Annotated in this window: 16 protein-coding genes; 9 read left to right on the plus strand and 7 right to left on the minus strand. The window is 69.3% G+C overall.

All coding sequences use genetic code 11. The annotated features are described in order from the left end of the window. The first annotated feature begins 179 nt into the window (after positions 1-179). From ACDP63_RS10055 to ACDP63_RS10065, 3 genes are all read left to right on the plus strand, one after another. Positions 180-2171 carry a hybrid sensor histidine kinase/response regulator gene (locus ACDP63_RS10055; protein WP_179921224.1) on the plus strand — a complete coding sequence of 664 codons (1992 nt, stop codon included), beginning with the start codon at positions 180-182 and terminating at the stop codon, positions 2169-2171. A 133-nt stretch (positions 2172-2304) separates the two neighbouring features. Continuing rightward, positions 2305-2940 (plus strand): response regulator transcription factor, encoded by a 636-nt coding sequence (locus ACDP63_RS10060; RefSeq protein WP_051481162.1) that lies wholly within the window; start codon positions 2305-2307, stop codon positions 2938-2940. Between the two features lie 18 nt (positions 2941-2958). After that, entirely contained in the window at positions 2959-4209 is a 1251-nt protein-coding gene (locus ACDP63_RS10065; protein WP_024846045.1) for a glycosyltransferase, read from the plus strand. Here the strand turns inward: ACDP63_RS10065 and ACDP63_RS10070 are convergent. The 5 genes from ACDP63_RS10070 to ACDP63_RS10090 form a co-directional block, all read right to left on the minus strand. Continuing rightward, entirely contained in the window at positions 4186-5469 is a 1284-nt protein-coding gene (locus tag ACDP63_RS10070) for a BamA/TamA family outer membrane protein (protein WP_024846046.1), read from the minus strand. The two genes, ACDP63_RS10065 and ACDP63_RS10070, sit on opposite strands and share 24 nt — an antisense overlap. 24 nt (positions 5470-5493) lie before the next feature. Then, positions 5494-6666, minus strand: coding sequence for an HlyD family efflux transporter periplasmic adaptor subunit (locus ACDP63_RS10075; protein WP_024846047.1), 1173 nt, complete (start codon positions 6664-6666; stop codon positions 5494-5496). After that, complete coding sequence (locus tag ACDP63_RS10080) at positions 6663-8816, minus strand: type I secretion system permease/ATPase (protein ID WP_024846048.1); 2154 nt, start codon at positions 8814-8816, stop codon at positions 6663-6665. Before ACDP63_RS10080 ends, ACDP63_RS10075 begins: the two co-directional genes overlap by 4 nt. Positions 8817-8820: 4 nt before the next feature. Then, positions 8821-10137 (minus strand): TolC family protein, encoded by a 1317-nt coding sequence (locus ACDP63_RS10085; RefSeq protein ID WP_409928014.1) that lies wholly within the window; start codon positions 10135-10137, stop codon positions 8821-8823. A gap of 192 nt (positions 10138-10329) precedes the next feature. Next, positions 10330-14022 carry a hypothetical protein gene (locus ACDP63_RS10090; protein WP_409928015.1) on the minus strand — a complete coding sequence of 1231 codons (3693 nt, stop codon included), beginning with the start codon at positions 14020-14022 and terminating at the stop codon, positions 10330-10332. Between the two features lie 569 nt (positions 14023-14591). Here ACDP63_RS10090 and putP point away from each other — a divergent pair. Continuing rightward, the gene (putP, locus tag ACDP63_RS10095) at positions 14592-16085 is read left to right on the plus strand and encodes a sodium/proline symporter PutP (protein ID WP_208852033.1); all 1494 of its coding nucleotides are present in this window, start codon (positions 14592-14594) and stop codon (positions 16083-16085) included. Between the two features lie 101 nt (positions 16086-16186). Here the strand turns inward: putP and ACDP63_RS10100 are convergent, their stop codons facing one another. Both ACDP63_RS10100 and ACDP63_RS10105 read right to left on the minus strand, forming a co-directional pair. After that, complete coding sequence (locus tag ACDP63_RS10100; RefSeq protein WP_024845764.1) at positions 16187-16489, minus strand: aldo/keto reductase; 303 nt, start codon at positions 16487-16489, stop codon at positions 16187-16189. Between the two features lie 61 nt (positions 16490-16550). Beyond that, positions 16551-18848 (minus strand): caspase family protein, encoded by a 2298-nt coding sequence (locus tag ACDP63_RS10105; RefSeq protein ID WP_051481153.1) that lies wholly within the window; start codon positions 18846-18848, stop codon positions 16551-16553. Between the two features lie 630 nt (positions 18849-19478). On the opposite strand from ACDP63_RS10105, the gene ACDP63_RS10110 reads away from it, so the two are divergent. From ACDP63_RS10110 to ureC, 5 genes are read left to right on the plus strand one after another with little or no spacing between them, the layout of a single operon-like run. Further along, the gene (locus ACDP63_RS10110; RefSeq protein WP_028710870.1) at positions 19479-20288 is read left to right on the plus strand and encodes an urease accessory protein UreD; all 810 of its coding nucleotides are present in this window, start codon (positions 19479-19481) and stop codon (positions 20286-20288) included. 8 nt (positions 20289-20296) lie between these two features. Beyond that, entirely contained in the window at positions 20297-20599 is a 303-nt protein-coding gene (locus ACDP63_RS10115) for an urease subunit gamma (protein WP_024845761.1), read from the plus strand. A gap of 11 nt (positions 20600-20610) precedes the next feature. Next, complete coding sequence (locus tag ACDP63_RS10120; protein WP_024845760.1) at positions 20611-21165, plus strand: HupE/UreJ family protein; 555 nt, start codon at positions 20611-20613, stop codon at positions 21163-21165. A gap of 1 nt (position 21166) precedes the next feature. Beyond that, on the plus strand, positions 21167-21472 hold the full coding sequence (locus ACDP63_RS10125; RefSeq protein ID WP_024845759.1) for an urease subunit beta: 306 nt from the start codon (positions 21167-21169) through the stop codon (positions 21470-21472). A gap of 1 nt (position 21473) precedes the next feature. Continuing rightward, positions 21474-23165, plus strand: a complete 1692-nt coding sequence (gene ureC, locus ACDP63_RS10130) for an urease subunit alpha (RefSeq protein ID WP_024845758.1) — start codon at positions 21474-21476, stop codon at positions 23163-23165. Positions 23166-23167 lie beyond the last annotated feature (2 nt).

Here is a 23167-nt window from a genome sequence, read left to right on the forward strand (position 1 = left end):
GTATAGGTATCTATGCGATGGTATGTGTTCCTAACACATACTAAAGAACAGTAAAGCTGCGAAGGATTGCTTTCGATGCCGCCCTGCCCGATAGGATGGGGTGACGCGATCCCGTCTCTCTTGCCGTGCCGGCGGCCGTTGGCCAGAATCGCGTCATTGTCGGGTTCACAAGGAAAGAGATGACCGAGATTTCCGATGCCGAGGGCCCCGATCCGGGCGAACTGGCCCCGCTGCCGGGGGGAATGCGCAGGGATCTGGCCAATGCGGTCCGCCCCATCCTGCAGGCCCTGGCGCGGATGATCGCCACCGACAGGCGCGCGGTGGTGCTGGCCAACCAACGCGGCGAGATCCTGTTGGCGAATCGCTCGGCCCAGCAACTCGGGATCGGGCAGGCTGCGCTGACCGCGCGGCTGGACTGGGCCGGGGCCTGCGCCCGCGCCCGGCGCTCGGGCAGCGTCTCGGCGCATTGGAGCGAGAACGGCCAGAGTTTCGAGGGCGAGGTGGTGCATGTCCCCCTGGGCCCGGCCGAGGGCTATCTGCTGCGGCTGGCCGAAAGCGACCAGGAATCCACCTGGCTGCGCAACCGCGCGCGCTCGGCCATGCTGATGCGGGTGGCCCATGACCTGCGCACGCCGATCCAGTCGCTGCTGGCCTCGGCCGATGCGCTGATGAAGGGGCAGGGCGGGGCCGGGGCGGCAGACGATGCCGGCGCCAGTATGCGCCGCGCCGCAGAACTGGCGTTGGAGCATATCAGCAACGTGCTGGCCGTGATCCGCGGCGAGCAGAACCCCGGCGGCGTCCAGCCGGACGAGGATTTCCGCATCGTCGAGGAAATCGGCAATTTCATCGCCCTGGTCGAGCCGATCGCCGCCGCGCGTGCGACCGAGGTGCGGCTGAGCGTCGATGCGCCGCCCGACCTGACGCTGCGCGGGCCGCTGCGCTTCGTGCGGGCGCTGTGCCAGAACCTGATCGACAATTCCGTCAACCATGGCGGCGGGCGGGTCGAGTTGCGGCTGTCCTGCGCGCCGCTGGCCGATCCGCTGCCCGGCGACGAGCCGGCGGCCGAGATCTGGCGCGTCGGGATCGAGCTTCTGGACGAGGGGGGCGGCCTGCCGCCGGCGCAAAAGGCCCGCCTGGCCAAGGCGCTGGGGCTGCCGCTGGACCCGGCGACGCTTCCCGCCGTGCCGCCGGACAAGCGGCCATCGGCGGGGCTGAACGTGCTGGCCCATGCCCTGAAGCAGCTGGGCGGTCGGATCGAGATCCAGGACCGCGGCAGCGACGGCTTGCCGCTGCCGTCCGGCGAGTCCGGCCGGGTCATCGGTACCGTCTTCCGCGTCAGCTTCAGCCTGCCGCGCGCGCCCGACATGCGCCGGCAGCCCATGGCCGGGCCGGCGCAGGACCAGCCGGTGCTGGCAGGCCGGATGCTGATGCTGGTCGAGGACAGCCCGGCCAGCCGCGACTGGCTGGGCCATCTGCTGCGCAGCTTCGGCGCCGAGGTGGTGGCGGCAGGCAGCGGCCCCGAGGCGCTGGCGATGCTGTCGCGCGACGAGCTGGCCGGCCGGGTCGAGCTGGTGCTGACCGATGTCACCCTGCCGCGGATGAGCGGGATCGAGCTTGCCGCCCGGCTCAAGGCCGGGGATCCGGCCTCGGCGGCGCGCTGGCAGGGCAAGGTGGTCGGGCTGACCGCCCATGCCGATGATCGCATCAAGGAGGCCTGCCGCCAGGCGGGAATGGTCTGCGTGCTGGAAAAGCCGATCCGGCCCGATACGCTGCGCGATGCCCTGGCCGGGATTCTTGCGGGCAACGCTTCGGGGCAAAGCCCCGGCGCGGTGCCGATGCGCTGCGAGCGTGCCGCCCTTGATCCGGTCATCGCCGCCGACCTGGCCGAACGCGTCGGCGGCGATGCGGCGCGCGGCTTTATGCTGCGCGCCCTGGCCGAGGCGCAATCGGTGCTGGACGAACTGCGCCAGGAAGGGGTCGGCCAGGATACCGGGCGGCGGCTGCACGCCGCCACCGGTGCCAGCGGGCTGACCGGCCTGGCCCTGGTCGAAAACCGCCTGCGCGCCATCGAAAAGGCCGTCGAGGCGGGTCAGCCGGACCTGGAGCCGCTGTTCGGCCCCCTGGACGAGGCGCTGGCGCAAAGCCGCCGCTTGGTCGAGGATATGGCGTGAACGGGCTGTTCTCTGCCTTTGCGATGGGATACCCTGTCCACGCCGTGGATAGGGGGATGTCGCTGCGCCGGTTCTCGATGTCACTCGACGGCCCGCCGCCCTCGGGCGGGCGGCGATGCCGAAAGCAGAAACCATGAATGAACAACAAGAAAACACAATTCGGGTGCTGATCGCGGACGATCACGCCATGATCCTGGAAATGCTCGAGATGTATCTGACCGGCGTCCCGGACATCGCGGTCGAGACCGTCCCCGACCTGCCCGCCGCGCTGGAGGCGATCGACCGGCACGGGCCCTTTGACCTGGTGCTGGTCGACCTGGACATGCCGGGGATGGATGGCGTCGCAGGCCTGGGCAAGGCGCTGGCGCATAACGGCGGCAAGCCGGTCGGCATCCTGACCAGCAACCCCCCGCCGCGCGTGGTCGAGGAAGTGATGGCGCTTGGCGGGGCGGGGATCGTGCTGAAGACCACCTCGCTCAAGAACCTGGCCAACGAGATCCGCTTCATGGCCGGCGGCGGGCGCTATCTGCCGGTCGAGCTGGTGGAAAAGCGCCAGCAGGTGCAGGAAGAACAGGGGGCGCTGCTGTCCAAGCGGGAATCCGAGGTGCTGGGGCTTCTGGCCGAGGGCAAGCTGAACCGCGAGATCGGCGTGGCGCTGAACCTGGCCGAGCCGACGGTCAAGATGCATGTCAAGGCGGTCTGCAAGAAGCTGGGCGTCAGCAATCGCACGCAGGCGGTCATCGCCGCGCGCGACCGCAAGCTGATCTGAAACCGCACCCGTCCGCCCATGCCGAGACCCGTCATCGTCTTTGCCGGCGCCGTCTATCCGGGCCAGTTCGGCCCGCTTTGCGATTATCTGCGCCGGGCTGGCATGGCCGAGACCTATTTCCTGACCACGCCCGGCCATCGCCAACGCAACCGGGACAAGGGCGCCCATATCCTGGCCTTCCAGCCCGACGGTCCCATCACCGGCCCCGCACATTATTACTATACCGCCAAGCTGGAACGCTCGGCCCGGATCGGGCGGGGGCTGCTGCTGGCGCTGCGGGACTTCCAGAAGCGCCGCCCCATCGACGTGGTGGTGGCGCATTCCCTGTGGGGCGCGCCGCATTTCCTTTATGACGAGATCGACGCGGCCATCGTCAGCTATGTCGAATTTCCCAGCTTTCGCGCACATGGCTGGGATCCGGCCTATCCGCCCGACCTGGCGCAGCGCATGAGCGACAAGAACACCGAGATGCTGCATTTCCATCAGGCCTTGCGCAGCGATCTGGTGATCTGCCCCAGCCATCACGCCAAGATGATGTTCCCGCCCGCCCTGCGCGGCAATATCGAGGTGCAGCTGGAGGGGCTGGATTTCGGCCCGGCGCTGGAGCCTCCGCCCGGCCCGCGGCCCTTCACCATCGGCTTTTCGGCCCGCGACCTGTCCAGCGCCAAGGGCTTCGATACCTTCGTGCAGATCGTCGACCGGCTGGCGCGCGAAGGCTTCGATGCGCGCTTCGTCGCCTTGGGCGGGGCGGATGGCTCGACCTATGGCTATGAGCAGCAATGGGTGCAGCGCCGATATGGCGGCGAGGTGGCGGATTTCTGTGCCCATCTGATGCGGGAATTTCCCGCCGCCGCGGCGGTGCTGGAACGGCCCGGCAAGCTGCCCTACGAGGATTTCGTGCGGGAACTGTCGCAGATCGACCTGTTTCTCTATCCCCTGCGCCATGGCGTCGCGAATTGGGGCTTGCTGGAGATCCTGGGGCGGGGCGGATGCGTGATCGCGCCCGACCGCGGCTATCCGGCGGAACTGATCCGCGACGATGTCAACGGCGTCCTGCTGCCCGACCGGATCGAGTGCTGGCTGGAGGCGATCCGGGTGCTGAAGGACGATCCCGCTAGGCGGGCGCGGCTGGGCCGAGGCGCGCGCATCCTGGGCCAGGCCCATACGCTCCAGGCCGTCGCGCCGCGCTACATGACGCTGTTCAGGCAGGCGATGGACAATCGTGCCCGCCGGCTGGGCGCGGCGTCAAAACCGGGCGTTGACGGATAGGCCGAAGACCTGCCGCTCGTCCTGGGGCTGGTGCCGGACCGGCACGGCCGCATAAAGCGAGACCGGGGTCTGGGCGATGTCGAAGGTCAGCGACAGGCCGATGCTGCTGCGGATATGCGCGTCGTCGTCGATGCGTCCGCCCAGGGTGTCGTCGAGCCCCCAGACCGAGCCGATATCGGCGAATATCCCGCCGCGGAAGGCGACGCCCATCGCCTTGCCCAGGTCACGCTGCACCTCGGCCGAGACGACCAGATGGCGGTTGCCGCCCAGGAAGTCGTCGCCATCGGCGGGACCGATGCCGCGCGGCGCGAAGCCGCGAAAGCTGTCGCCGCCAGGAAACACCCGGTCCAGCGCCGTGGTGTCATTGCCCGAGAGGCCGGCGACCATCCCGCCGTCCAGCCCCAGCATCAGCAGGGTTCCCCGGCCCAGCACATGCCGCGAGGCCAGCTCCAGCCGGGTTTCCGAAGTCGGACGCGATGTGCCTAGGTTCCACAGGAATTGCTCGAACCGCAGGAAAAGCCCGCCGGCCTTCCCCTTGTCGCCATGGCTGAAGCCCAGGCGCAGGAAGGGGGCCTCGATCTGGCCCTGCTCCTGGTAGAGCAGGGGACTCGCATCGGCGTCCAGGCCGAACAGCCGATGGTCGCGCCAGCCGATGCCGTATTCGATGCGCGTGGCCTCGGTGGGCGTGGCGGCCAGGTAGAACTCGGCCTGGTGGCTGCGGACCGAGAATGCCAGATCGCTGAAATTGCTGCGCTGGCCCAGGATGTCGATGCCGAAATGCAGCCCCGGCCCGAAGGCGTCGGGCCGATAAAGGCCGATGTCGAAGCTCTTGGCGTCGCGGCTGAAATCGCCATGCACCGCCGAAAAGGTATCGGGCAGCAGGTTGTATTGCTCATAGGACAGGGTTCCGGTCAGGCTGCGGTCGTTCACCCAGGCGATCGCCGCCTCGATCCGGCCCGGCCTTTGCTCGACCTCGGTCACGTCGATGACCAGCGCATCGCCCTGCCCGGTGACGGAGACGCGCTCGAAGACGCCGGTGGACATCAGGCAGCGTTCCACCTCGGCCAGTTCGGCTGCCTCCAGCGGAATCTCCTCCAGCGCGCCGCAGGTGCGGCGGATGTCGTCGGGGGGGATGAACGCGGCGCCGCGCACCTCGACCCTTTCATAGATGCGCGCCGCGGCGGGCAGGGCCAGCGCCCCCAGCAGCAGGGCGGCGTTGACGAGGGTCTTGGGCCGGCGTCGGACAGCGATGGGGAGCATGGGAGATCGCATCATGTTCAAGGGTTAGCGCAGCCTGGCGCGCAGCAGGGGGCGGATCAGGTAGCTGAGGATGGATTGCTTGCCGCTTTCGATATCGACCTGCGCCACCATGCCGGGGCGGATCGGATATTCCTCGCCGAAGCGTTCCAGATAGCTGCGCTCGGTCTGGACCATGACGCGATAGAAATCCTGCGGGCCGGTCGGGGTATCTTCCTCGACGGTGTCCTCGGAGATTTGCGTGACGCGCCCGCGCAGGTCGCCATAGACGGCGAAATCATAGGCGGTGATCTTGACGCTGGCCGGCATGTCGGGGGCGATGAAGGCCACGTCCCGCGGCAGGATCTTGGTCTCGATCAGCAGCTGGTCGTCGATGGGGGTGATCTCCATGATCGCCTCGCCGGGCTGGACGACGCCGCCCAGGGTGGTGATGGCGATGTTGTTGATCCGCCCCTCGACCGGGGAACGGACGACGGTGCGGCGCAATTCGTCCTCTTTCCGCACCAGATCCTGCTGCAACTGGGACAGCTTGGCGCGGCGTTCGGCCAGATCGCGATAGGCGTCCTGGACATAGCCGTTGCGCGCCTCGCTGATCTTGCCGTCCAGCTCGGCGCTTTTTTGCTGCAATTGCAGCAGGTCGATGCGGCTGACCGAGCCGCCGGCCGCCAGCGGCCTGAGGATGTCCAGCTGTTCCTGGACCGAGACACGCTCCTGCTCCAGCGCCGCAAGCGAGGATTCCAGCCGGGTGCGCCGGGCCTTGAACAGCCGCAATTCGGTCTGCTGCGTCGCGGTCGGATCGGGGCCGAAATCCAGCGCCGGCTTTTCCAGGACTTCGGCGTCCAGCCGCGCCACCTCGGCCTCCAGGGCCTCGATCTCGGCTTGCGCGGCCAGGAAGGCGGCGCGCGGGCGCGTCGCATCCAGATGGGCGATGACCTGGCCCTGCCGGACCACGTCGCCCTCGGCCACCAGCAATTCGGCGAGGATGCCGCCCTCGAGGCTCTGGATCGTCTGCAAGCGGCGCAAGGGAATGACCCGGCCGTCGCCGCGGGTGATCTGGTCGATCTGCGCCAGCGCCGCCCATGCGACGGCGACGATCACCGCCAGGAAGACGATCTGGATGGTCCATCTTGCCTGCCGCAGCGCCAGCCGCCGATAGCTACCATCGATATGGCTGGCGCTGACCGTATCGTCACCGTTCATGTCACCACGTGAACGGGCGTCTGCTGCACCCTGTTCGCCCTGGCCGCATTGAGGATCTGCATCAGATCCCCGTCACGCACGACCCGCCCGTCCTTCAGCACCACCGCGCGGCTGGCCAGCCCCAGCACCTCGCGCTTGTGGGTCGAGATGACGGCCGTCCGCCCCTCCAGCCATTCGCGCAGGAAACCGATGACCTTGGCCTCGGTTATATGGTCGAAGGCCGAGGTCGGCTCGTCCAAGAGCACGATGCGCGGATCCTGCAGGATGACCCGCGCCAGGCCGATGGCCTGCTTTTGCCCGCCCGAGACATTGGCATTGCTGTAGATCTGCAGGTCCAGGCCGCGCACATGGCGGCGGACATAGCCGCCCAGCCCCACCGCATCCAGCGCCGCCAGCAATTCCTCGTCGCTGTGCAACCCGTGATCCAGCAGCAGGTTGTCGCGCAATGTGCCCTGGAACAGCGCGACATTCTGCGGCAGGTAGCCGATCTGCCGGCGCCGGTCGATCGGGTCGATCTGGCTGAGCGCGAGGTTGTCGACCAGCACCGCCCCGTCCTGCGGATCGATCAGCCCGGCCAGCAGGCGCAGCAGCGTGGACTTGCCGGCGCCGTTCCCGCCCAGCAGCGCGATCTTTTCGCCTGCCGCCAGGGTCAGCGCCGGGATGCTGACGACCGGCGCGGCCTCGGGGTCGTGGCGATAGCTGACCTCTTCCAGCCGGTATGCGCCCGACAGGGCCGGGGCGCGGACGTAATGGCGGTCGGCGGGACGCTCGACCGGGGTCTTCATGATCTCGTCCAGCCCCTCCATCGCGGCGCGGACATGCTGCCAGCGCGCCAGAAGCCCCGCGACCTGCCCCATGGGCGCCAGCGTGCGGCTGGACAGGAGCGTGCAGGCGATCAGGCTGCCTACCGTCAGGTCGCCCGAACTGATCAGGTAGACGCCGACGATGATGATGCCGGCATAGGCGAATTTCTGCACCGAGCTGACCAGCTGCGACATCAGGTTGGTCAGCCCGCGGGTCTTGACCGCCGTGGTCGCCATGGTCGCGGTCAATTGCGCATAGGCGCGCTGCAACCGCCCCTCGGCCCGCGCCGCCTTGACGGTCTCGAGGTTCGAGACGGTTTCCAGCAGCAGCCCGTTCAGCGCCGCCGCCTCGCGGGTGCTTTCGCGCGAGGCGCGGCCCAGGCGGCGTTGCAACACCAGGCCCGGCAGGATGGTCAGGACCACCGCCGCCACCACGACCAGCGCCAGCGCCCCGCCCAGCCAGGCCAGCACGCCGATGAAGATGATGACGAAGGGAATGTCGCAAAGCGCCGTGACGGTGCCCGAGGTGAAGAATTCGCGCACCGTGGCGAAGTCGCGGACCTGGTTGGCGAACACGCCGGTCGATTTCGGCTGATGCGCCAGGCGCAGGTTCGACACCCGGTCGAAGAGCTGTGCCGAAAGCCGCAGGTCCAGGTCGCGCCCCGACACGTCGATCAGCGAGGCGCGCATGATCCGCAGCAGGATCTCCAGCACGATGGCGATGCCGACGCCGCTGGCCAGGATCCACAGCGTGTCGAAGGCCTGGTTCGGCACCACCCGGTCATAGACCTGCATCGAGAACAGCGCCGTCGCGATGGCCAGCAGGTTCGCCACGAAAGAGGCGATGATGACGTCGCGATAGATCGGCCAGTTGTCCAGCACCGGGCCGATGATCCAGTGCCGCTTTTCGGTGCCGGGCTTGTCCAGCCGGTCCGAGACGATGTCGATGGGCTTGGAGACCAGGATGCGCCCGTCATGGCGTTCGGCCAGTTCCTCGGCCGTCCAGACCGCCCGGCCGCCGCCGGTGGCGGGCAGGATCAGGCTGGCCTGGCCGTCATGCATGGCCTCGAGGATGACGGTGCTGCCGTCGCGCAGGAACAAGAGCGCGGGCAGGCCGTGTTCGGGAAAGCTGGCCAGCGGCTCGTTGCTGATGCGGCAGCTCATGTTGGCGCGGCGCAGCGCCAGCGCGGCCAGCCGGGGCGGCAGGCTTTCGCCGCGGGCGCGCGGCAGCCCGTCGGTCAGCCGTTCGGCCGAGGCCGAGACGCCGTGGACGCGGCACAGCTCGACCAGGCCCAGAACCAGTGGGTCGGCCGCCGGCGATTCGGGGTCATGCTTGGATGCGCTCAACGGTTCAGCCTCCCGCGGAATTGGCGAGGATGAGCGTGCCGAGCACGCCGAGGTCATGCGCTGCCTGGTATTCGGTGCGCTTTCTCGAGTCATAGGTGGCGATGCTATCGATCTGGGCGTCGTAGAGGTCGCGCCCGGTGGTCAGCAGGTCGATCAGTTCCCGCTGGCCGCCGACGAATTGCTGCTCGTAGCTGTCCAGCACCTGCTGGGCCTGCGCCAGCTGGCGGGATTGCGACGTCTCGCTGGCGCGCAGCACCCGCACGCGCTCGACGGCGCTTTGGGCGCCGTTGGCCAGGTTGCGCCGGATCGCCTCCATGTTGGAGCGCGCCGCATCCGCTTCGAGCTTGGCGGATTGGATCTGCCGGCCGCCGAAGCTGCCGGCGTTCAGGTCGACCCCGGCGGCCAGCCCGACCGCGGTGCGGCTGCGCCCGCCGTCCAGGTCGGCGCGGCCCTGCGCCTGCAGGCGGATCACCGGCAACCGTTCGGCCCGCGCCAGCGCGATCCCGGCCTCGGCCACGCCCAGCTCGGCATTGGCGGCGATATAGTCGGGCGACAGGCGCACCGCCGCCTCGACGGCATCGGCCTTGGCATAGCGCCCGGCAAAGCCCAGTTCGGGCGGCTTGGCAACGCTGCCCGGTGCCCGCCCCATCAGGAAGGCGAGCTGCGAAAGCGCCAGCCCGCGCTCGCTGGTCAACTGGTTCAGACGCTCCTCGGTCCGGGCGATTTCCAGCTCCGCACGCGCCACCTCTCCATTGTCGCCCAGCCCGCCCTGGGCCCGCGCGACGGCATGCTGCGCGATCCGCCGAGCAAAGCCCAGATAATCGCGGGTGCGGGCGATCTTCAGGTCCAGGGTCTCGATGTCCAGGTAATAGTTCGCCACGTCCAGCGTCAGCCGCTCGATCGCCATCTTCAACTCGGACACGGATTTGACCCGCTCCTGCGAGGTGCTGGCGATCAGGTTGCGCACCCGGCCCCAGTCATACAGCACCTGCGACACGGTCAGCGTGACGCCGGCGCCGTTGGCATCCGTGGTATTGGTATCGGCCGAAATGCTGAACTGCGGATAGCGTTCGTCCCTGGCGGCCTCGATATCCACCGAGCGGCGCGCGACCTGTTGCCGCATTGCCGTTATCCCCGGATCGCGTTCCGAAACGACAAGCACGGCTTGGGGCAATGTGGTGGCCTGGGCGGCAGCGGGCGTGCCGCCCAGCACGGAAAGGAGCAGGGCGGCGGCCGCAACGCAGCGCCTTCTGGAGGAAATCCGGGGTCTGGAACCGCCGGGCAGCGCGGCGCGCGAGACATTATGTCTTATAAACATCATGAGTGGCATCCGCCGGATCTTCTTCGCAAGGCCGCGCATGTCGGCAGTTCTGTGGTTTTATTCTGGACAAAACAGTTCGTTGCTGCATTACGGCGCGTCGTCAATATGCACAAGACGAACCTGTTCGTCCATTTGCGATAAATGACGAGTTTACGCATTATGTCCACGGCAAGGGGCGCTGCAGGGCGGCGGTTACGGATTGTCATCGTCGGCCGCGAACAGGCCAAGCTGTCCCAGCAGCCCGCCGCCTCCCAGAAGTGACGAGGCGGCGTCGGCCTCGGCCGCATCTTCTCCGAACAGCGTCGCGAGCGCATTTTCGACGGCGGCATCCGCCGCAAAGAGACCTCCATTCCCCATGTCCGCGCCGATCGGGTCCAGCAGCGCCGCCAGGGGATCGGTCACGCCGCCCGTGGCCCGTTCGCCGCTGTCGATGATTTCGTTGAGCAGGCTGTCAATCTCGGGATCGTGGTCCGCCATGGCGTCGCGTGCCGCCGGTTCGGGCTGGACCAGGGCCGCCGCGGGCCCGACCACGCCCAGAAGACTGCCCACAAGGTCGTCGACAAGGGGTGCCTCGGCCGCGGGGTCGATGCCGAAGACATCCTGGTCCGAGAGCAGCCGCTGGAACAGCAGGTCCGTCACCATGTCCGATGCGTCGAGCGCCATGCCCGTCAGGGACGGATCGTCGCCGATCAGGCTTTCCAGGAAACCGTCGTCCTCTCCGTACTCTGCCGCAGTTTCCGCCTCGGCGGGCCCAGGCTCTGCCGCGGCCGGGGCGTCCGCCGGCGGCTGCGCCGCCTGGCCGGCGCCTCCTCCCAGAAGCGCGGCCAGTTCGTCGAGCAGCCCCCCGGCCGCCGGGGTCGCCGGTGCCCCGGAGCCAACGCCTGGCTCTTGCGCCGGGGCCGGATCGGCCGGCCCGACGATCCCGGCGGCGATTTCCTCCAGCGGGCTGCCTTGGCCGGCGAGGGGCGGCAGAATCTCATGCGCCAGGTCGCGCAGGCCCGATACCGCGCCATCCAGGTGGTCCAGCAGGGGCCCGGCCGGGCCGTCGGCCGCGCCCAGCATGCCTTCCGCAGGGGTATTTCCCTCGGGCGCCGGCTCAGCCAAGGAGGCGGCGAGCGTGCCAGGCTCCGGATCGGGGATCGGGCTCGAAATTCCTTCGGCATGGCCGGGTTGCTGGGCCGGGCTGTTGCCCGACGCGCTTCGCCTTCCCAGCAGGGGGCCGGTCAGGCTGCCCAGCAGCCCGCCTGAGCCAAGAATCGGACTCAGCAGCCCGCTCTCGCCCAGGATCGGGGCCGTGATACTGCCCAGCAGCCCGTCCTCGCCCAGGATCGGAGCCGTGATGCCGCCCAGCAGCCCGCTCTCGCCCAGGATCGGCTCCAGCAGGCTTTCCTGGACGGTGCCCATCACGCTGCCAAGCGCGCCATCCTGCCCCAGGACAGGGTCGAGCACGCCGCCCAGCAGCCCGTCCGGCCCCAGGATCGGCTCGATCAGCGAATCCGTGACCGTGCCCAGCACCCTGTCGGCGCCGAGGACGGGCGAGACGAGGCTGTCCAGCAGCCCATCCTTGCCCAGCACCGGGTCGAGAACGGTGCCCAGCACGCCATCCGCACCCAGGATCGGCTCCAGCAGGCTTTCCTGGACGGTGCCCACCACGCTGCCAAGCGCGCCATCCTGCCCCAGGACAGGGTCGAGCACGCCGCCCAGCAGCCCGTCCGGCCCCAGGATCGGCTCGATCAGCGAATCCGTGACCGTGCCCAGCACCCTGTCGGCGCCGAGGACGGGCGAGACGAGGCTGTCCAGCAGCCCATCCTTGCCCAGCACCGGGTCGAGAACGGTGCCCAGCACGCCATCCGCACCCAGGATCGGCTCCAGCAGGCTTTCCTGGACGGTGCCCCCCACGCTGCCAAGCGCGCCATCCTGCCCCAGGACAGGGTCGAGCACGCCGCCCAGCAGCCCGTCCGGCCCCAGGATCGGCTCGATCAGCGAATCCGTGACCGTGCCCAGCACCCTGTCGGCGCCGAGGACGGGCGAGACGAGGCTGTCCAGCAGCCCATCCTTGCCCAGCACCGGGTCGAGAACGGTGCCCAGCACGCCATCCGCACCCAGGATCGGCTCCAGCAGGCTTTCCTGGACGGTGCCCACCACGCTGCCAAGCGCGCCATCCTGCCCCAGGACAGGGTCGAGCACGCCGCCCAGCAGCCCGTCCGGCCCCAGGATCGGCTCGATCAGCGAATCCGTGACCGTGCCCAGCACCCCGTCGGCGCCGAGGACGGGCGAGACGAGGCTGTCCAGCAGCCCATCCTTGCCCAGCACCGGGTCGAGAACGGTGCCCAGCACGCCATCCGCACCCAGGGTCGGCTCCAGCAGGCTTTCCTGGACGGTGCCCACCACGCTGCCAAGCGCGCCATCCTGCCCCAGGACAGGGTCGAGCACGCCGCCCAGCAGCCCGTCCGGCCCCAGGATCGGCTCGATCAGCGAATCCGTGACCGTGCCCAGCACCCCGTCGGCGCCGAGGACGGGCGAGACGAGGCTGTCCAGCAACCCATCCTTGCCCAGCACCGGGTCGAGAACGGTGCCCAGCACGCCATCCGCACCCAGGATCGGCTCCAGCAAGCCTTCCTGGACGGTGCCCACCACGCTGTCCAGTATCCCGCCGGCGCCGAGGACGGGCGAGACGAGGCTGTCCAGCAACCCATCCTTGCCCAGCACCGGGTCGAGAACGGTGCCCAGCACGCCATCCGCACCCAGGATCGGCTCCAGCAAGCCTTCCTGGACGGTGCCCACCACGCTGTCCAGTATCCCGCCGGCGCCGAGGATGGGCGAGACGATGCTGTCGACCAGCCCGTTCTCGCCCAGGACAGGGGCAAGGATATCGCTGACCAACCCGCCGGGCCCCAGGATCGGCTCGATCAGCGAATCGGTCACGGTACCCAGCAGCCCATCCGGACCGAGGATGGGCGAGACGATGCTGTCGATCAGCCCGTCTTCCCCCAGAAGGGGGTCGATGAGGTTGCCGAGCAGCCCGTCCTTGCCCAGGATCGGCTCCAGCAAGCCCTCCTGGACGATGCCAACCACGCTGCCCAGCAGGCCATCCTCGCCCAGGATGGGATCAAGCAGGCCGCCCAGCAGCCCATCCGGCCCCAGGATCGGCTCGATCAGCGAATCCGTCACCGTCCCCAGCAATCCGCCGGGGCCGAGGATGGGCGAGACGAGGCTGTCCAGCGGCCCATCCTCGGCCCCTTGCGGCTCCTCCGCGTCCGCAAGCCCGTCCGCGGCATTGCCGCCACCATGGGATGCCGCGCCGCTTGCCGCTCCGGCGCCCGCTGCGCCGATCGAAGGCGCAAGGCCGGTCGCGCGGCCCCCGACCAGCGGGGCAGCCGGCTGCTCTGCCGCGGGCAAGGTGGTGTTGGTGGCCACGCGAATGGACAATGCGCCCGTGTTCTCATCGGCGATGCTGCCCAAGGGCGGCGCGAAGGCGGGCGGGCTGTCCGCGGCCGGCGCCGCACCGCCGGATGCGACGGCGACGGTCTGCGGCATCGGCGCCGCGCCCGCCGGCGCGGAGGATTGCGCGGCGGCGATCGCGGCGGCGGACGCCATCCTCGCGCCGGCTTCCGGCCCGGCAACGACCGGGTCGCCGGCACGATTCGGGCCGTTGCCGGCTTCCGCGGCGGCCTGGGACAGCAAGTCGGATTGGCTGGCATGGGTCGCCGTCTGGGTGGCAAGCCCCATGCCGATGGCGCTCAGGCCCAGGGTCGTGCCGCCGAACCCCTCTGCGGCGATGCGCGGCTGGGCGTCCCGAGCGGTAAGGGCAGGGCCGGCCGGGATATTTGTCTCGGACCCGTGCCGTGCAGCGGCATTCGTGGGATCGGGCTTCTTTGCCGCCATTCCATCCTCGTTCGGCCCCGGCGGGCTTGCTCTGCCCGAAAGACGGGGCATGCCCAAGCCGGGCAGGTAAAGTCACATACTATAGTATGCAGATATTCCATTGGGATGGCAATGCCATTCCGTCGTCCGGCCATTGCCCGGCGGGCCGCAGGGCGAAGGACAGGGGCGGAGCCGCCATTGCCCGGCGCGACGGGATCGGGCGGCATGGCCTGGGCAAGGCGCGATCCGAAGCGTGGACCGGCACGATCCGGGGCGCCGCCTTCCGGTTTCGTTCGCCGGGGGGACGGGGCGTCGGGCGCCCGCATCGCGCGGGATCGTTTCCCGGACCCGGCGGGCTGGTGGGGCGAAGCGGTCGCGCGCGCCTCTCCCCAAGCCGGCGGGCGAGCATCCTCCGCTTGGCCGAGATGCGCCATGAAAGCGCATGAAAAGAACTTTCGGTTGCCGGACAAAATCGGTAATCCTGGCGGGCAAAACCCGGCACGGAAGCGACTGGCCAGCGGCATTTCTCGGCTTGCACCGCAGGAATGCCATCCGGCTTCGTCACCCGATGGATTCACAAAAGGTCATTCATGATGTCTGGAAATCTCTACACCTACGCCGCTTTGGCGCTGTATTTCGGCGTGATGCTGCTGATCGGCTACCTGGCCTATCTGAAAACCAGCGATCACGAGGGCTACATGCTGGCCGGCCGGGGCCTGCCGCCCTGGGTCGCGGCGCTGAGCGCAGGGGCTTCGGACATGTCGGGCTGGCTGATCATGGGCCTGCCGGGGGCGATCTACACCACCGGGCTGATCGAGGGCTGGATCGCGGTCGGGCTGCTGATCGGCGCCTATCTGAACTGGCGGCTGGTCGCGCCGCATCTGCGCGCCTATACCGAAGTTTCGCGCAATTCCATCACCCTGCCCAGCTTTTTCGAGAATCGCCTGCGCGACAACTCGCGCCTGCTGCGCAGCCTTTCCAGCATCGTGATCCTGGTGTTCTTCACGCTCTACGCCTCGTCGGGGATGGTCGCGGGCGGCAAGTTCTTCGAAAGCGCCTTCGGGGGCGATTACCTGACCGGCATGCTGCTGGTGACGGCGGTGACGCTGGCCTATACGCTGTTCGGCGGCTTTCTGGGCGCGTCCCTGACCGATGTGGTCCAGGGGCTGATGATGGTCGTGGCGCTGGTCGTCGTGCCCGCCGTCGCGATCCTGGCCATCGGCGGCTGGACCGAGACCGCCGGTCTTGTCACCGAGGTCGGCGCTGGCAACCTGTCGCTGACCGGGGCGGGCCATATGAGTCCGGGCGCCGCGATCCTGGTGATCCTGTCCGGGCTGGCATGGGGCCTGGGCTATTTCGGCCAGCCCCATATCATCGTGCGCTTCATGGCCCTGCGCACCCCGCAAGAGGCCCGCTCCGCCCGCATCATCGGCACGAGCTGGCAGTTCGTCTCGCTGTCGGGCGCGGTTGCCAGCGGGCTGATCGGCATCGCCTATTTCAGCAAGTTCGGCAACGCACCCCGTGATGCCGAAACCGTCGTCCTGCTGATGTCGCAGGTGCTGCTGCATCCGCTGGTCGCGGGCTTCGTGCTGGCGGCGGTGCTTGCCGCGATCATGAGCACGCTGTCGAGCCAGCTGATCGTGTGCTCCTCGGCGCTGGTCGAGGACATGTATCGCGCCATCAGCCGGCCCGTTCCCAGCCAGCGCGTGCTGATCGTTCTGGGACGCGCCGGCGTGCTGGTGGTGGCGATCATCGCGGCGATGCTGGCGGTCAGCCCCAACGATACCATCCTGGGCCTCGTGGCTTTTGCCTGGGCGGGTTTCGGCGCCGCTTTCGGTCCCATCGTGCTGCTCAGCCTCTATTGGCGCAAGCTGACCAATTTTGGCGCCCTTGCGGGGATGGTGGTCGGCTCGGTTACGGTTTTCGTCTGGAAAGCGATGGATACCGGGCTTTACGAGCTCTTGCCCGCTTTCGTGCTGGCCATGGCGACCTGCGTGGTGGTCAGCCGGCTGACCTATCGCCACAACGAGGAAATCGAGCGCGAGTTCACGCAGGCCAGCCAGGCGGCCCTGGGCAAGATCTAGGACAGCACGCGATCCGGCGGCGGAGCGACAGGAGCGCCCGCCGGCACAAGGCGGGGCCGGGCCAGGCTCTGTCCTGGGATCGGCCGGCTTCCTGTCCGGGCTCAGGGCTGCGGCGCCGGGAAAGGGGCGCGGTATTGTGCCTGCCGCTCGGGCATCCAGCCCGGATACCCTGCGGGAAGCCGGGTCACAGGGTCCAGCGCCGCCAGATCGTCCGGGGCAAGCGCCCCCTCGGTTGTGCGGATATTGCCCTGCAGCTGCCCGACCCGCCTGGCGCCGACGATGATGCCGGGCGCGACCGGCTGGTGCAGGAGCCCGGCCAGCGCCACCTGGGCCACCGTGCAGCCCTTTTCCCCGGCGATGCCGCGTATCACGCCGATGGCGGCGTCGCCGCGCCCCGGAGCCACCGGCGGGACGTCGAAGCCGGCGCGTCGCCCGCCGGGCCCGGCTCGACGCCGCCGGCCTGCATCAGAACAGATCGACGCGCGGCGGATTCTGCGCCCACCAGATCCGGGCCGCCATCCGCAGGCGCTCTTGCGCCCCCGCATCGGCTGGCAAGGCTTCCAGCCCCGCCCGGCTGCCGGCCCGTGCCAGCGCCTCGATGGTCACAGGTCCGGCCCGGCCGTCCACGGCGACCGCTTCGCCCAGCTCGTTCAGGATCATCTGCGTCGCGCGGTCCAGATCGGCGGCGGCCATCCCGTCCAGCAATGTCTGCGCCCGGCTGGCGGCCTCGGCGGTCGGCAGGTCCAGCGCCTTGGCGGCGCGCAGGGCGGCATCGGCGGGGCCCAGGGGCCGGGCATTGCCGCCGAGGATGATGTCGGCGGCATTGGCACCGCCCCAGCCGTCGCCCCGCGCCAGGCCTATGTCATACCAGCGCAGCGCCGCGCGCGGATCGGGCTTGCCCAGCTGGCCGCGCATGATCATCCGTCCCAGGTTTGCAGGCGCAAAGGGATGCCCGCCCTCGGCCGCGCGTTCGAACCAGGCGCGGGCGGCGGCATGGTCCGGCTTCACCTTCCCATAGCCGCGCAACGCCACCAGCCCCAGGTTGTTGTAGCCGTAGATGTCCTTGCGCTCGGCCGAGGCGCGCAGATAGGTCAGCCCGCGCTCCGGGCGGAACCAGCGGCTGTCGGGATCCAGGAAATAGGCGCCCAGCTCGTTCATGGAATAGGTGTGGCCAAGCTCGGCGGCACGCTCCAGCAGTTCGAAGCCGCGCTGGCGGTCTGCTTCCGTCGGGCCGTTGCGCAGCAGGCGCAGGCCGCGGCTATGCATGGCAAAAGGATCGCCGCTGGCGATGGCCTCGTCCAGAAGCGCATTGCCCTGCGCCTCGTCCAGCGGAATGGGCACCACGGCGCGGTCCAGGCGCGGGCTGAGCAGCAGCATGGCGGCGGCATGGCGGGCGCGGATATGGCCGGCCGCGGCTGCGGCGCGAAAGCTGTCATGGGCCGATTGCAGGTCGCCCGAGGCCTGCTGGGCACGGCCCAGCTGGTAGAGAAGCCGCGCCATGCCGGGGTTTTCAGCCACGTCCTGCACGCAGGCGGCCAGCGCGCGGCGGGGCTCGATCTGGTTCGGCAGGCGGTAAAGGCCCACGCCCTGAAGGTCCAGCGCGTCGCCCGCCTGGACGTCGCAGGCTAGGGCCGGCATCCCGACCGAGACATTCAGGATGCCCGGCCCGGCACCGCCGATGCCAAGGCTGAAGCGGTCGCGCAGGATATGGTCCGTCCTGTCCGCCATCGGGGTCTCGGCCAGATGCGGGCGATAGGTCACGGCGCCGCCGGCCAGGTCGATCTGCCCGTGCTGCGGCGCCTCGATCACCGAAACATCGCCCAGCGGGATGCCGGCCTGCTCGGCCAGCCTGTCGCCCAGCGGCAATTCGCGCGCAAAGGGCAGGGTCAGGTCTATGGCCAGCGCCTGCACGGGCGCGGCGCTGCGGTCGGGCTGGGAGATCGCGGCCTCCGGGGCGGCCGGGGCAGGGGCCGTCCCGCCCTGGACCAGATAGAAGGGCTGCACCAGGGTCGAGCTTTCCCAGGGCACCTGCCGGCCGCTGGTCGATTGATAGACGCGCTGGCGCACGTCGGCCAGCATGGTCAGGATGTTTTCATCCGAATATTGCCCCGCCGAGGCCAGGATCGCCTGCGTATAGGGCCCGTTTCCGCCGGCTTCGCCGTCATAGGCCACCTGTCCGGGCGAGGTCGAAAAGGCGACCAGCGAATTGATCGGGGTCGAGAAAACCTCGAAGCCGGACTTGGTCTCGAACAGCGTCGCATCAAGGTTTGCCGCCAGGCGCAGGTTCGGAAAGGGATTTTCGCGGCAGGCGTCGATCATGGCGACATGGCTTGCGCCGCGGGCCGAGAGCAGTTCGACCACCCGGTCCAGGGTGACGGACTGCACCGGCAGGTCATAGACGCTTTCAAAGGCCACGTCGGTCGGCAGAAGATAGTTCCGCCGCCCGATCTGGATGCCGTGGCCCGCATAGAAGAAAACCAGTTCCGATCCTTCGGGAATGTTGAGCAAGGCCGTGCGCAGGAAGGTTTCGAAGCCGGGCCGGTCGAGATCATGGGCCTCCTGCACGGTAAAGCCGAAGCCGCGCAGCATATCGGCGATGTCGCGGGCGTCGCGCACGGCATTGTCCAGGGCCGGGATGCGCTGGTAATTGCCATTGCCGACGACCAGCGCGATGCGGGCGCCTTCGGCCCCGGCCAAGGTCGCCAGGCCCAACGAGACTGCCGCCGCCAGCAGCAGGGAGCGTGCCGGTCGCCTGGGGGACATCGCTAGCTCCAGCCTCCTCCACCGTCATCGCCGCCGCTGCCGCCGCCCCCATTGCCGCCGCGCGGTACCCATACCGGCTTGGTGCTGCCGGCGTCGCTGGAACCGCCATGGCCGCCGCCACTGCTGCGGCCACCCGCGCTGCCGCTGCTGCCTGCCGTGTCGCCGGGCCCTGCCGAGGAAACGCTCGGTTGCGATTGCTGGCCGGGTTCGGATGCAGCGGGAACCTCGGCACAACCGGAAACAAGCGCGATCGTTGCTGTCGAGAACGTGAGTGCCAGAAGGGTACGCATCGCCGCCGCCCCGCATTGCAATGCACCGATGATAGCCCGAATCGCGCAATCCAGCCAGAGATTCCTGGCCCCGGCCGCACCTTGCCCAGCCAGGGGCGGCCCGGTCCGGCATGCCGGTCGCGACCGTCCGCCAGGCAGTTCCCTTGCGCTGGGCTGGATTGGCTTGGCGCTAGCGGGCGTGCGGCATGCGTTCGGCGGCTGCCCGGAAAGCGGTCTGCCTGTCGAAGTTTCGGGCAGATTGCCCGGCGATTTGGCCCTGGCCGCATCGCGGCGGCTGCCCGCCGGTTGATCGGCGGCATGTTTCGTGGCCGAGGTCGGGGCAGCATACCGGGATCCGCTGATGGCTTTGGACCTTTCCAGTTCAGTTCGGGCATTGCCGCGCAGCCATGGCTCGGCCGGGCTGTCGCGCGACCGGGGGCGGCTGTGCCGGCTGCATCAGCAAGGCTGCCTGAAGATCCTGATGCCCCGGATCCAATGCATGCGGGGCCGGTCCGAGGCGGTGGTCGTCAACACCGCCGGGGGCATCACCGGGGGCGACCGGCTGGCGCTCGACATCCATGCGGGCCGGGGCGAAAGCCTGACGGTGACGACGCAGGCGGCCGAGCGCATCTATCGCAGCGCGGGCGGGGCCGGGCAGGTGTCGAACCTCCTGACGCTTGGCGAAGGCGCGCGTATCGACTGGCTGCCGCAGGAGACGATCCTGTTCGAGGGCTCGGCCCTCGAGCGGCGGCTGAGCGTGGACATGGCGGCTGGCGCGACGCTGCTGGCCGCCGAAAGCCTGGTCTTCGGGCGCGCGGCGCATGGGGAAACGCTGCGCCGGTTCCATCTGCGCGACCATTGGCGCATCCGCCGCGGCGAGCGCCTGATCCATGCCGAGGCGGTGCGGCTGGACGGGATGCCCTCGGGTCCGGCCACTCTGGCGGGGGTGCGCGCCGCCGCGACCGTGATCCTTGCCGCGCCGGGGGCCGAGCATGGGCTCGACGCGGCCCGCGCGGCCATCCCCCAGGGCGCCGAGGCCGGCGTCAGCGCGCTGCCGGGCCTGCTGGTGGCGCGGTTCCTGGCGCCCTCGGCCCAGGCCCTGCGGGCGGCGCTGGTGCCGCTCATCGCGCATTTCCGCGCCGGACCGCCGCCGCGCGTCTGGCAATTGTGAGGCAAGAGATGAACCTGACACCCCGCGAAAAGGACAAGCTGCTGGTGGCCATGGCCGCCATCGTCGCCCGCAACCGCATGGCGCGCGGGGTCAGGTTGAACCACCCCGAGGCCGTCGCCATCATCACCGACGCCGTGGTCGAGGGCGCCCGCGACGGCCGCTCGATCGCCGATCTGATGTCCCATGGCGCCGAGATCCTGCGCGCCGAGGACTGCATGCCAGGCGTGCCCGAGATGATCCACGAGATCCAGGTCGAGGCCACCTTTCCCGACGGCACCAAGCTGGTGACGGTCCACCATCCCATCCGCTGAAGGACTCCGCGATGAAAAAGCTTTCTGCCGCCCTGTTGCTGACACCGACCGCAGCCCTTGCCCATACCGGCGCCCATACCGGCCATGCCGGGGGCGCGCCCTTGGTGGCGGGCCTGTCCCATCCGCTGGGCGGGGCCGATCATCTGCTGGCCATGGTGGCCGTGGGCCTGTGGGCGGCCGGCATCGGCGGTCGCGCGGTCTGGGCGTTGCCGCTGGCCTTCGTCGCGGCGATGGTCGCCGGCGGCGGTCTGGGCGCGGCGGGGGTCCACCTGCCGCTGGTCGAGCCGGCGATCCTGGCCTCGTCCATCGTCATCGGTGCGGCGATCGCGCTGGCCCTGCGGCCGGGCCTGGCCATGGCGCTGCCGGTGATCGCGGTCTTCGGCCTGATGCACGGCCATGCGCATGGGGTCGAGGGGCCGGCCGAAGGGCTGGCCGCCTATGCCGCGGGCTTTGCGCTGGCGACGGCGGGCCTGCATGGCGCGGGCATCGCGCTGGGCCGGCTGCCGCTGGCGCGCTGGCTGGGGGCGGCGACGGCTGCGGCCGGCCTTGCCTTGGCGGTGGCCTGACATGATCCCCGGAGAGATCATCCCCGCCGCGGGCGAGATCGTGCTGAACGCCGGCCGCCCCCGGCTGACCCTGACCGTGGCCAATACCGGCGACCGCCCGGTGCAGGTCGGCAGCCATTACCATTTCGCCGAAACCAACCCGGCGCTGGATTTCGACCGCGCGGCCGCGCGGGGAATGCGCCTCGACATCGCCGCCGGCACCGCGATCCGCTTCGAGCCGGGCCAGACCCGCGACGTCGGCCTGATCCCCTTCGCGGGCGACCGCCGCGTCTTCGGCTTCCGTGCCGCCGTGATGGGGAAGCTGTAGGATGCCCGTGACCCTCTCCCGCGCCGATTACGCGGCGATCTATGGCCCGACCACCGGCGACCGTGTCCGCCTGGCCGATACCGAGCTGGTCATCGAGGTCGAGCGCGACCTGACCACCTATGGCGAGGAGGTCAAGTTCGGCGGCGGCAAGGTCATCCGCGACGGCATGGGCCAGTCGCAGAAATCCCGCGCCGAGGGCGCGATGGACACCGTGATCACCAATGCGCTGATCGTGGATGCGACCGGCATCTACAAGGCCGACGTGGGCCTGCGCGACGGGCGCATCGCCGTGATCGGCAAGGCTGGCAACCCCGACACCCAGCCCGCCGTGACCGTGCTGATCGGGCCGGGGACCGAGATCATCGCGGGCGAGGGCCGCATCCTGACCGCCGGTGCCATGGACGCGCATATCCATTTCATCTGCCCCCAGCAGATCGACGACGCGCTGCATTCGGGCATCACCACCATGCTGGGCGGCGGCACCGGCCCGGCGCATGGCACGCTGGCCACCACCTGCACGCCGGGGCCCTGGCATATCGGGCGGATGCTGCAGGCCGCCGACGCCTTCCCGATGAACCTGGCCTTCGCGGGCAAGGGCAATGCCTCGCTGCCCGCCGCGCTGGAGGAACAGGTCCGCGCCGGCGCCTGCGCGATGAAGCTGCACGAGGACTGGGGCACCGCCCCTGCCGCCATCGACTGCTGCCTTTCCGTCGCCGACCGCATGGATGTGCAGGTGATGATCCACACCGACACGCTGAACGAAAGCGGCTTCGTCGAGGATACCATCGCCGCCATTGCCGGCCGCACCATCCACGCCTTCCACACCGAGGGCGCGGGCGGTGGCCATGCGCCCGACATCATCCGGGTGGCCGGGCTTGCGAACGTGATCCCGTCCTCGACCAACCCGACGCGGCCCTTCACCGTCAACACGATGGAGGAACACCTGGACATGCTGATGGTCTGCCATCACCTGGACCGCCGGGTTCCGGAAGACATCGCCTTTGCCGAATCCCGCATCCGGCGCGAGACCATCGCGGCCGAGGACATCCTGCACGACATGGGTGCCATGTCGATCATCTCGTCCGACAGCCAGGCCATGGGCCGGGTGGGCGAGGTGCTGATCCGCACCTGGCAGACCGCCCACAAGATGCGGGTGCAGCGCGGCTCCCTGGGCGATGGCCCGGCCGACAATTTCCGCGTCCGCCGCTATGTCGCGAAATACACCATCAACCCCGCCATCGCGCATGGGCTGTCGCATGAGATCGGCTCGGTCGAGCCCGGAAAGCGCGCCGACCTGGTGCTGTGGAACCCCGCCTTCTTCGGCGTCAAGCCCGAGATGGTGCTCTTGGGCGGCAGCGTGGTCATGGCGCAGATGGGCGATCCCAACGCCTCGATCCCGACGCCGCAGCCGGTGCATTCGCGGCCCATGTTCGGGGCTTTCGGGCGCTCGGTCGAACGCAGCGCCGTGACCTTTGTCAGCCGCGATGCCGAACTGGACCGGCTGGGGCTGGCCAAGGACACGGTCGCCGTGCGCGGCACGCGCGGCATCGGCAAGGCGCAGATGGTGCTGAACGATGCCACCCCCGAGATCCATGTCGACCCCGAAACCTACGAGGTGCGCGCGGATGGCGAATTGCTGACCTGCCAGCCCGCCGAAAGCCTGCCCATGACGCAACGCTATTTCCTGTTCTGACG

Origin of the sequence: Paracoccus sp. P2 (genome assembly GCF_046335115.1) — a bacterium.
GTDB classification, from domain to species: Bacteria; Pseudomonadota; Alphaproteobacteria; order Rhodobacterales; family Rhodobacteraceae; genus Paracoccus; species Paracoccus pantotrophus.

Excerpts from the sequence above, each read along its gene's own strand:
- ACDP63_RS10065 (WP_024846045.1), top strand. The coding sequence starts at position 2,959 with ATGCCGAGACCCGTCATCGTCTTTGCCGGCGCCGTCTATCCGGGCCAG.
- ACDP63_RS10075 (WP_024846047.1), bottom strand. The coding sequence starts at position 6,666 with ATGAACGGTGACGATACGGTCAGCGCCAGCCATATCGATGGTAGCTAT.
- ACDP63_RS10070 (WP_024846046.1), bottom strand. The coding sequence starts at position 5,469 with ATGCTCCCCATCGCTGTCCGACGCCGGCCCAAGACCCTCGTCAACGCC.
- ACDP63_RS10055 (WP_179921224.1), top strand. The coding sequence starts at position 180 with ATGACCGAGATTTCCGATGCCGAGGGCCCCGATCCGGGCGAACTGGCC.
- ACDP63_RS10125 (WP_024845759.1), top strand. The coding sequence starts at position 21,167 with ATGATCCCCGGAGAGATCATCCCCGCCGCGGGCGAGATCGTGCTGAAC.
- putP (WP_208852033.1), top strand. The coding sequence starts at position 14,592 with ATGATGTCTGGAAATCTCTACACCTACGCCGCTTTGGCGCTGTATTTC.
- ACDP63_RS10110 (WP_028710870.1), top strand. The coding sequence starts at position 19,479 with ATGGCTTTGGACCTTTCCAGTTCAGTTCGGGCATTGCCGCGCAGCCAT.
- ACDP63_RS10085 (WP_409928014.1), bottom strand. The coding sequence starts at position 10,137 with ATGATGTTTATAAGACATAATGTCTCGCGCGCCGCGCTGCCCGGCGGT.
- ACDP63_RS10090 (WP_409928015.1), bottom strand. The coding sequence starts at position 14,022 with ATGGCGGCAAAGAAGCCCGATCCCACGAATGCCGCTGCACGGCACGGG.
- ACDP63_RS10115 (WP_024845761.1), top strand. The coding sequence starts at position 20,297 with ATGAACCTGACACCCCGCGAAAAGGACAAGCTGCTGGTGGCCATGGCC.
- ACDP63_RS10120 (WP_024845760.1), top strand. The coding sequence starts at position 20,611 with ATGAAAAAGCTTTCTGCCGCCCTGTTGCTGACACCGACCGCAGCCCTT.
- ureC (WP_024845758.1), top strand. The coding sequence starts at position 21,474 with ATGCCCGTGACCCTCTCCCGCGCCGATTACGCGGCGATCTATGGCCCG.
- ACDP63_RS10060 (WP_051481162.1), top strand. The coding sequence starts at position 2,305 with ATGAATGAACAACAAGAAAACACAATTCGGGTGCTGATCGCGGACGAT.
- ACDP63_RS10105 (WP_051481153.1), bottom strand. The coding sequence starts at position 18,848 with ATGTCCCCCAGGCGACCGGCACGCTCCCTGCTGCTGGCGGCGGCAGTC.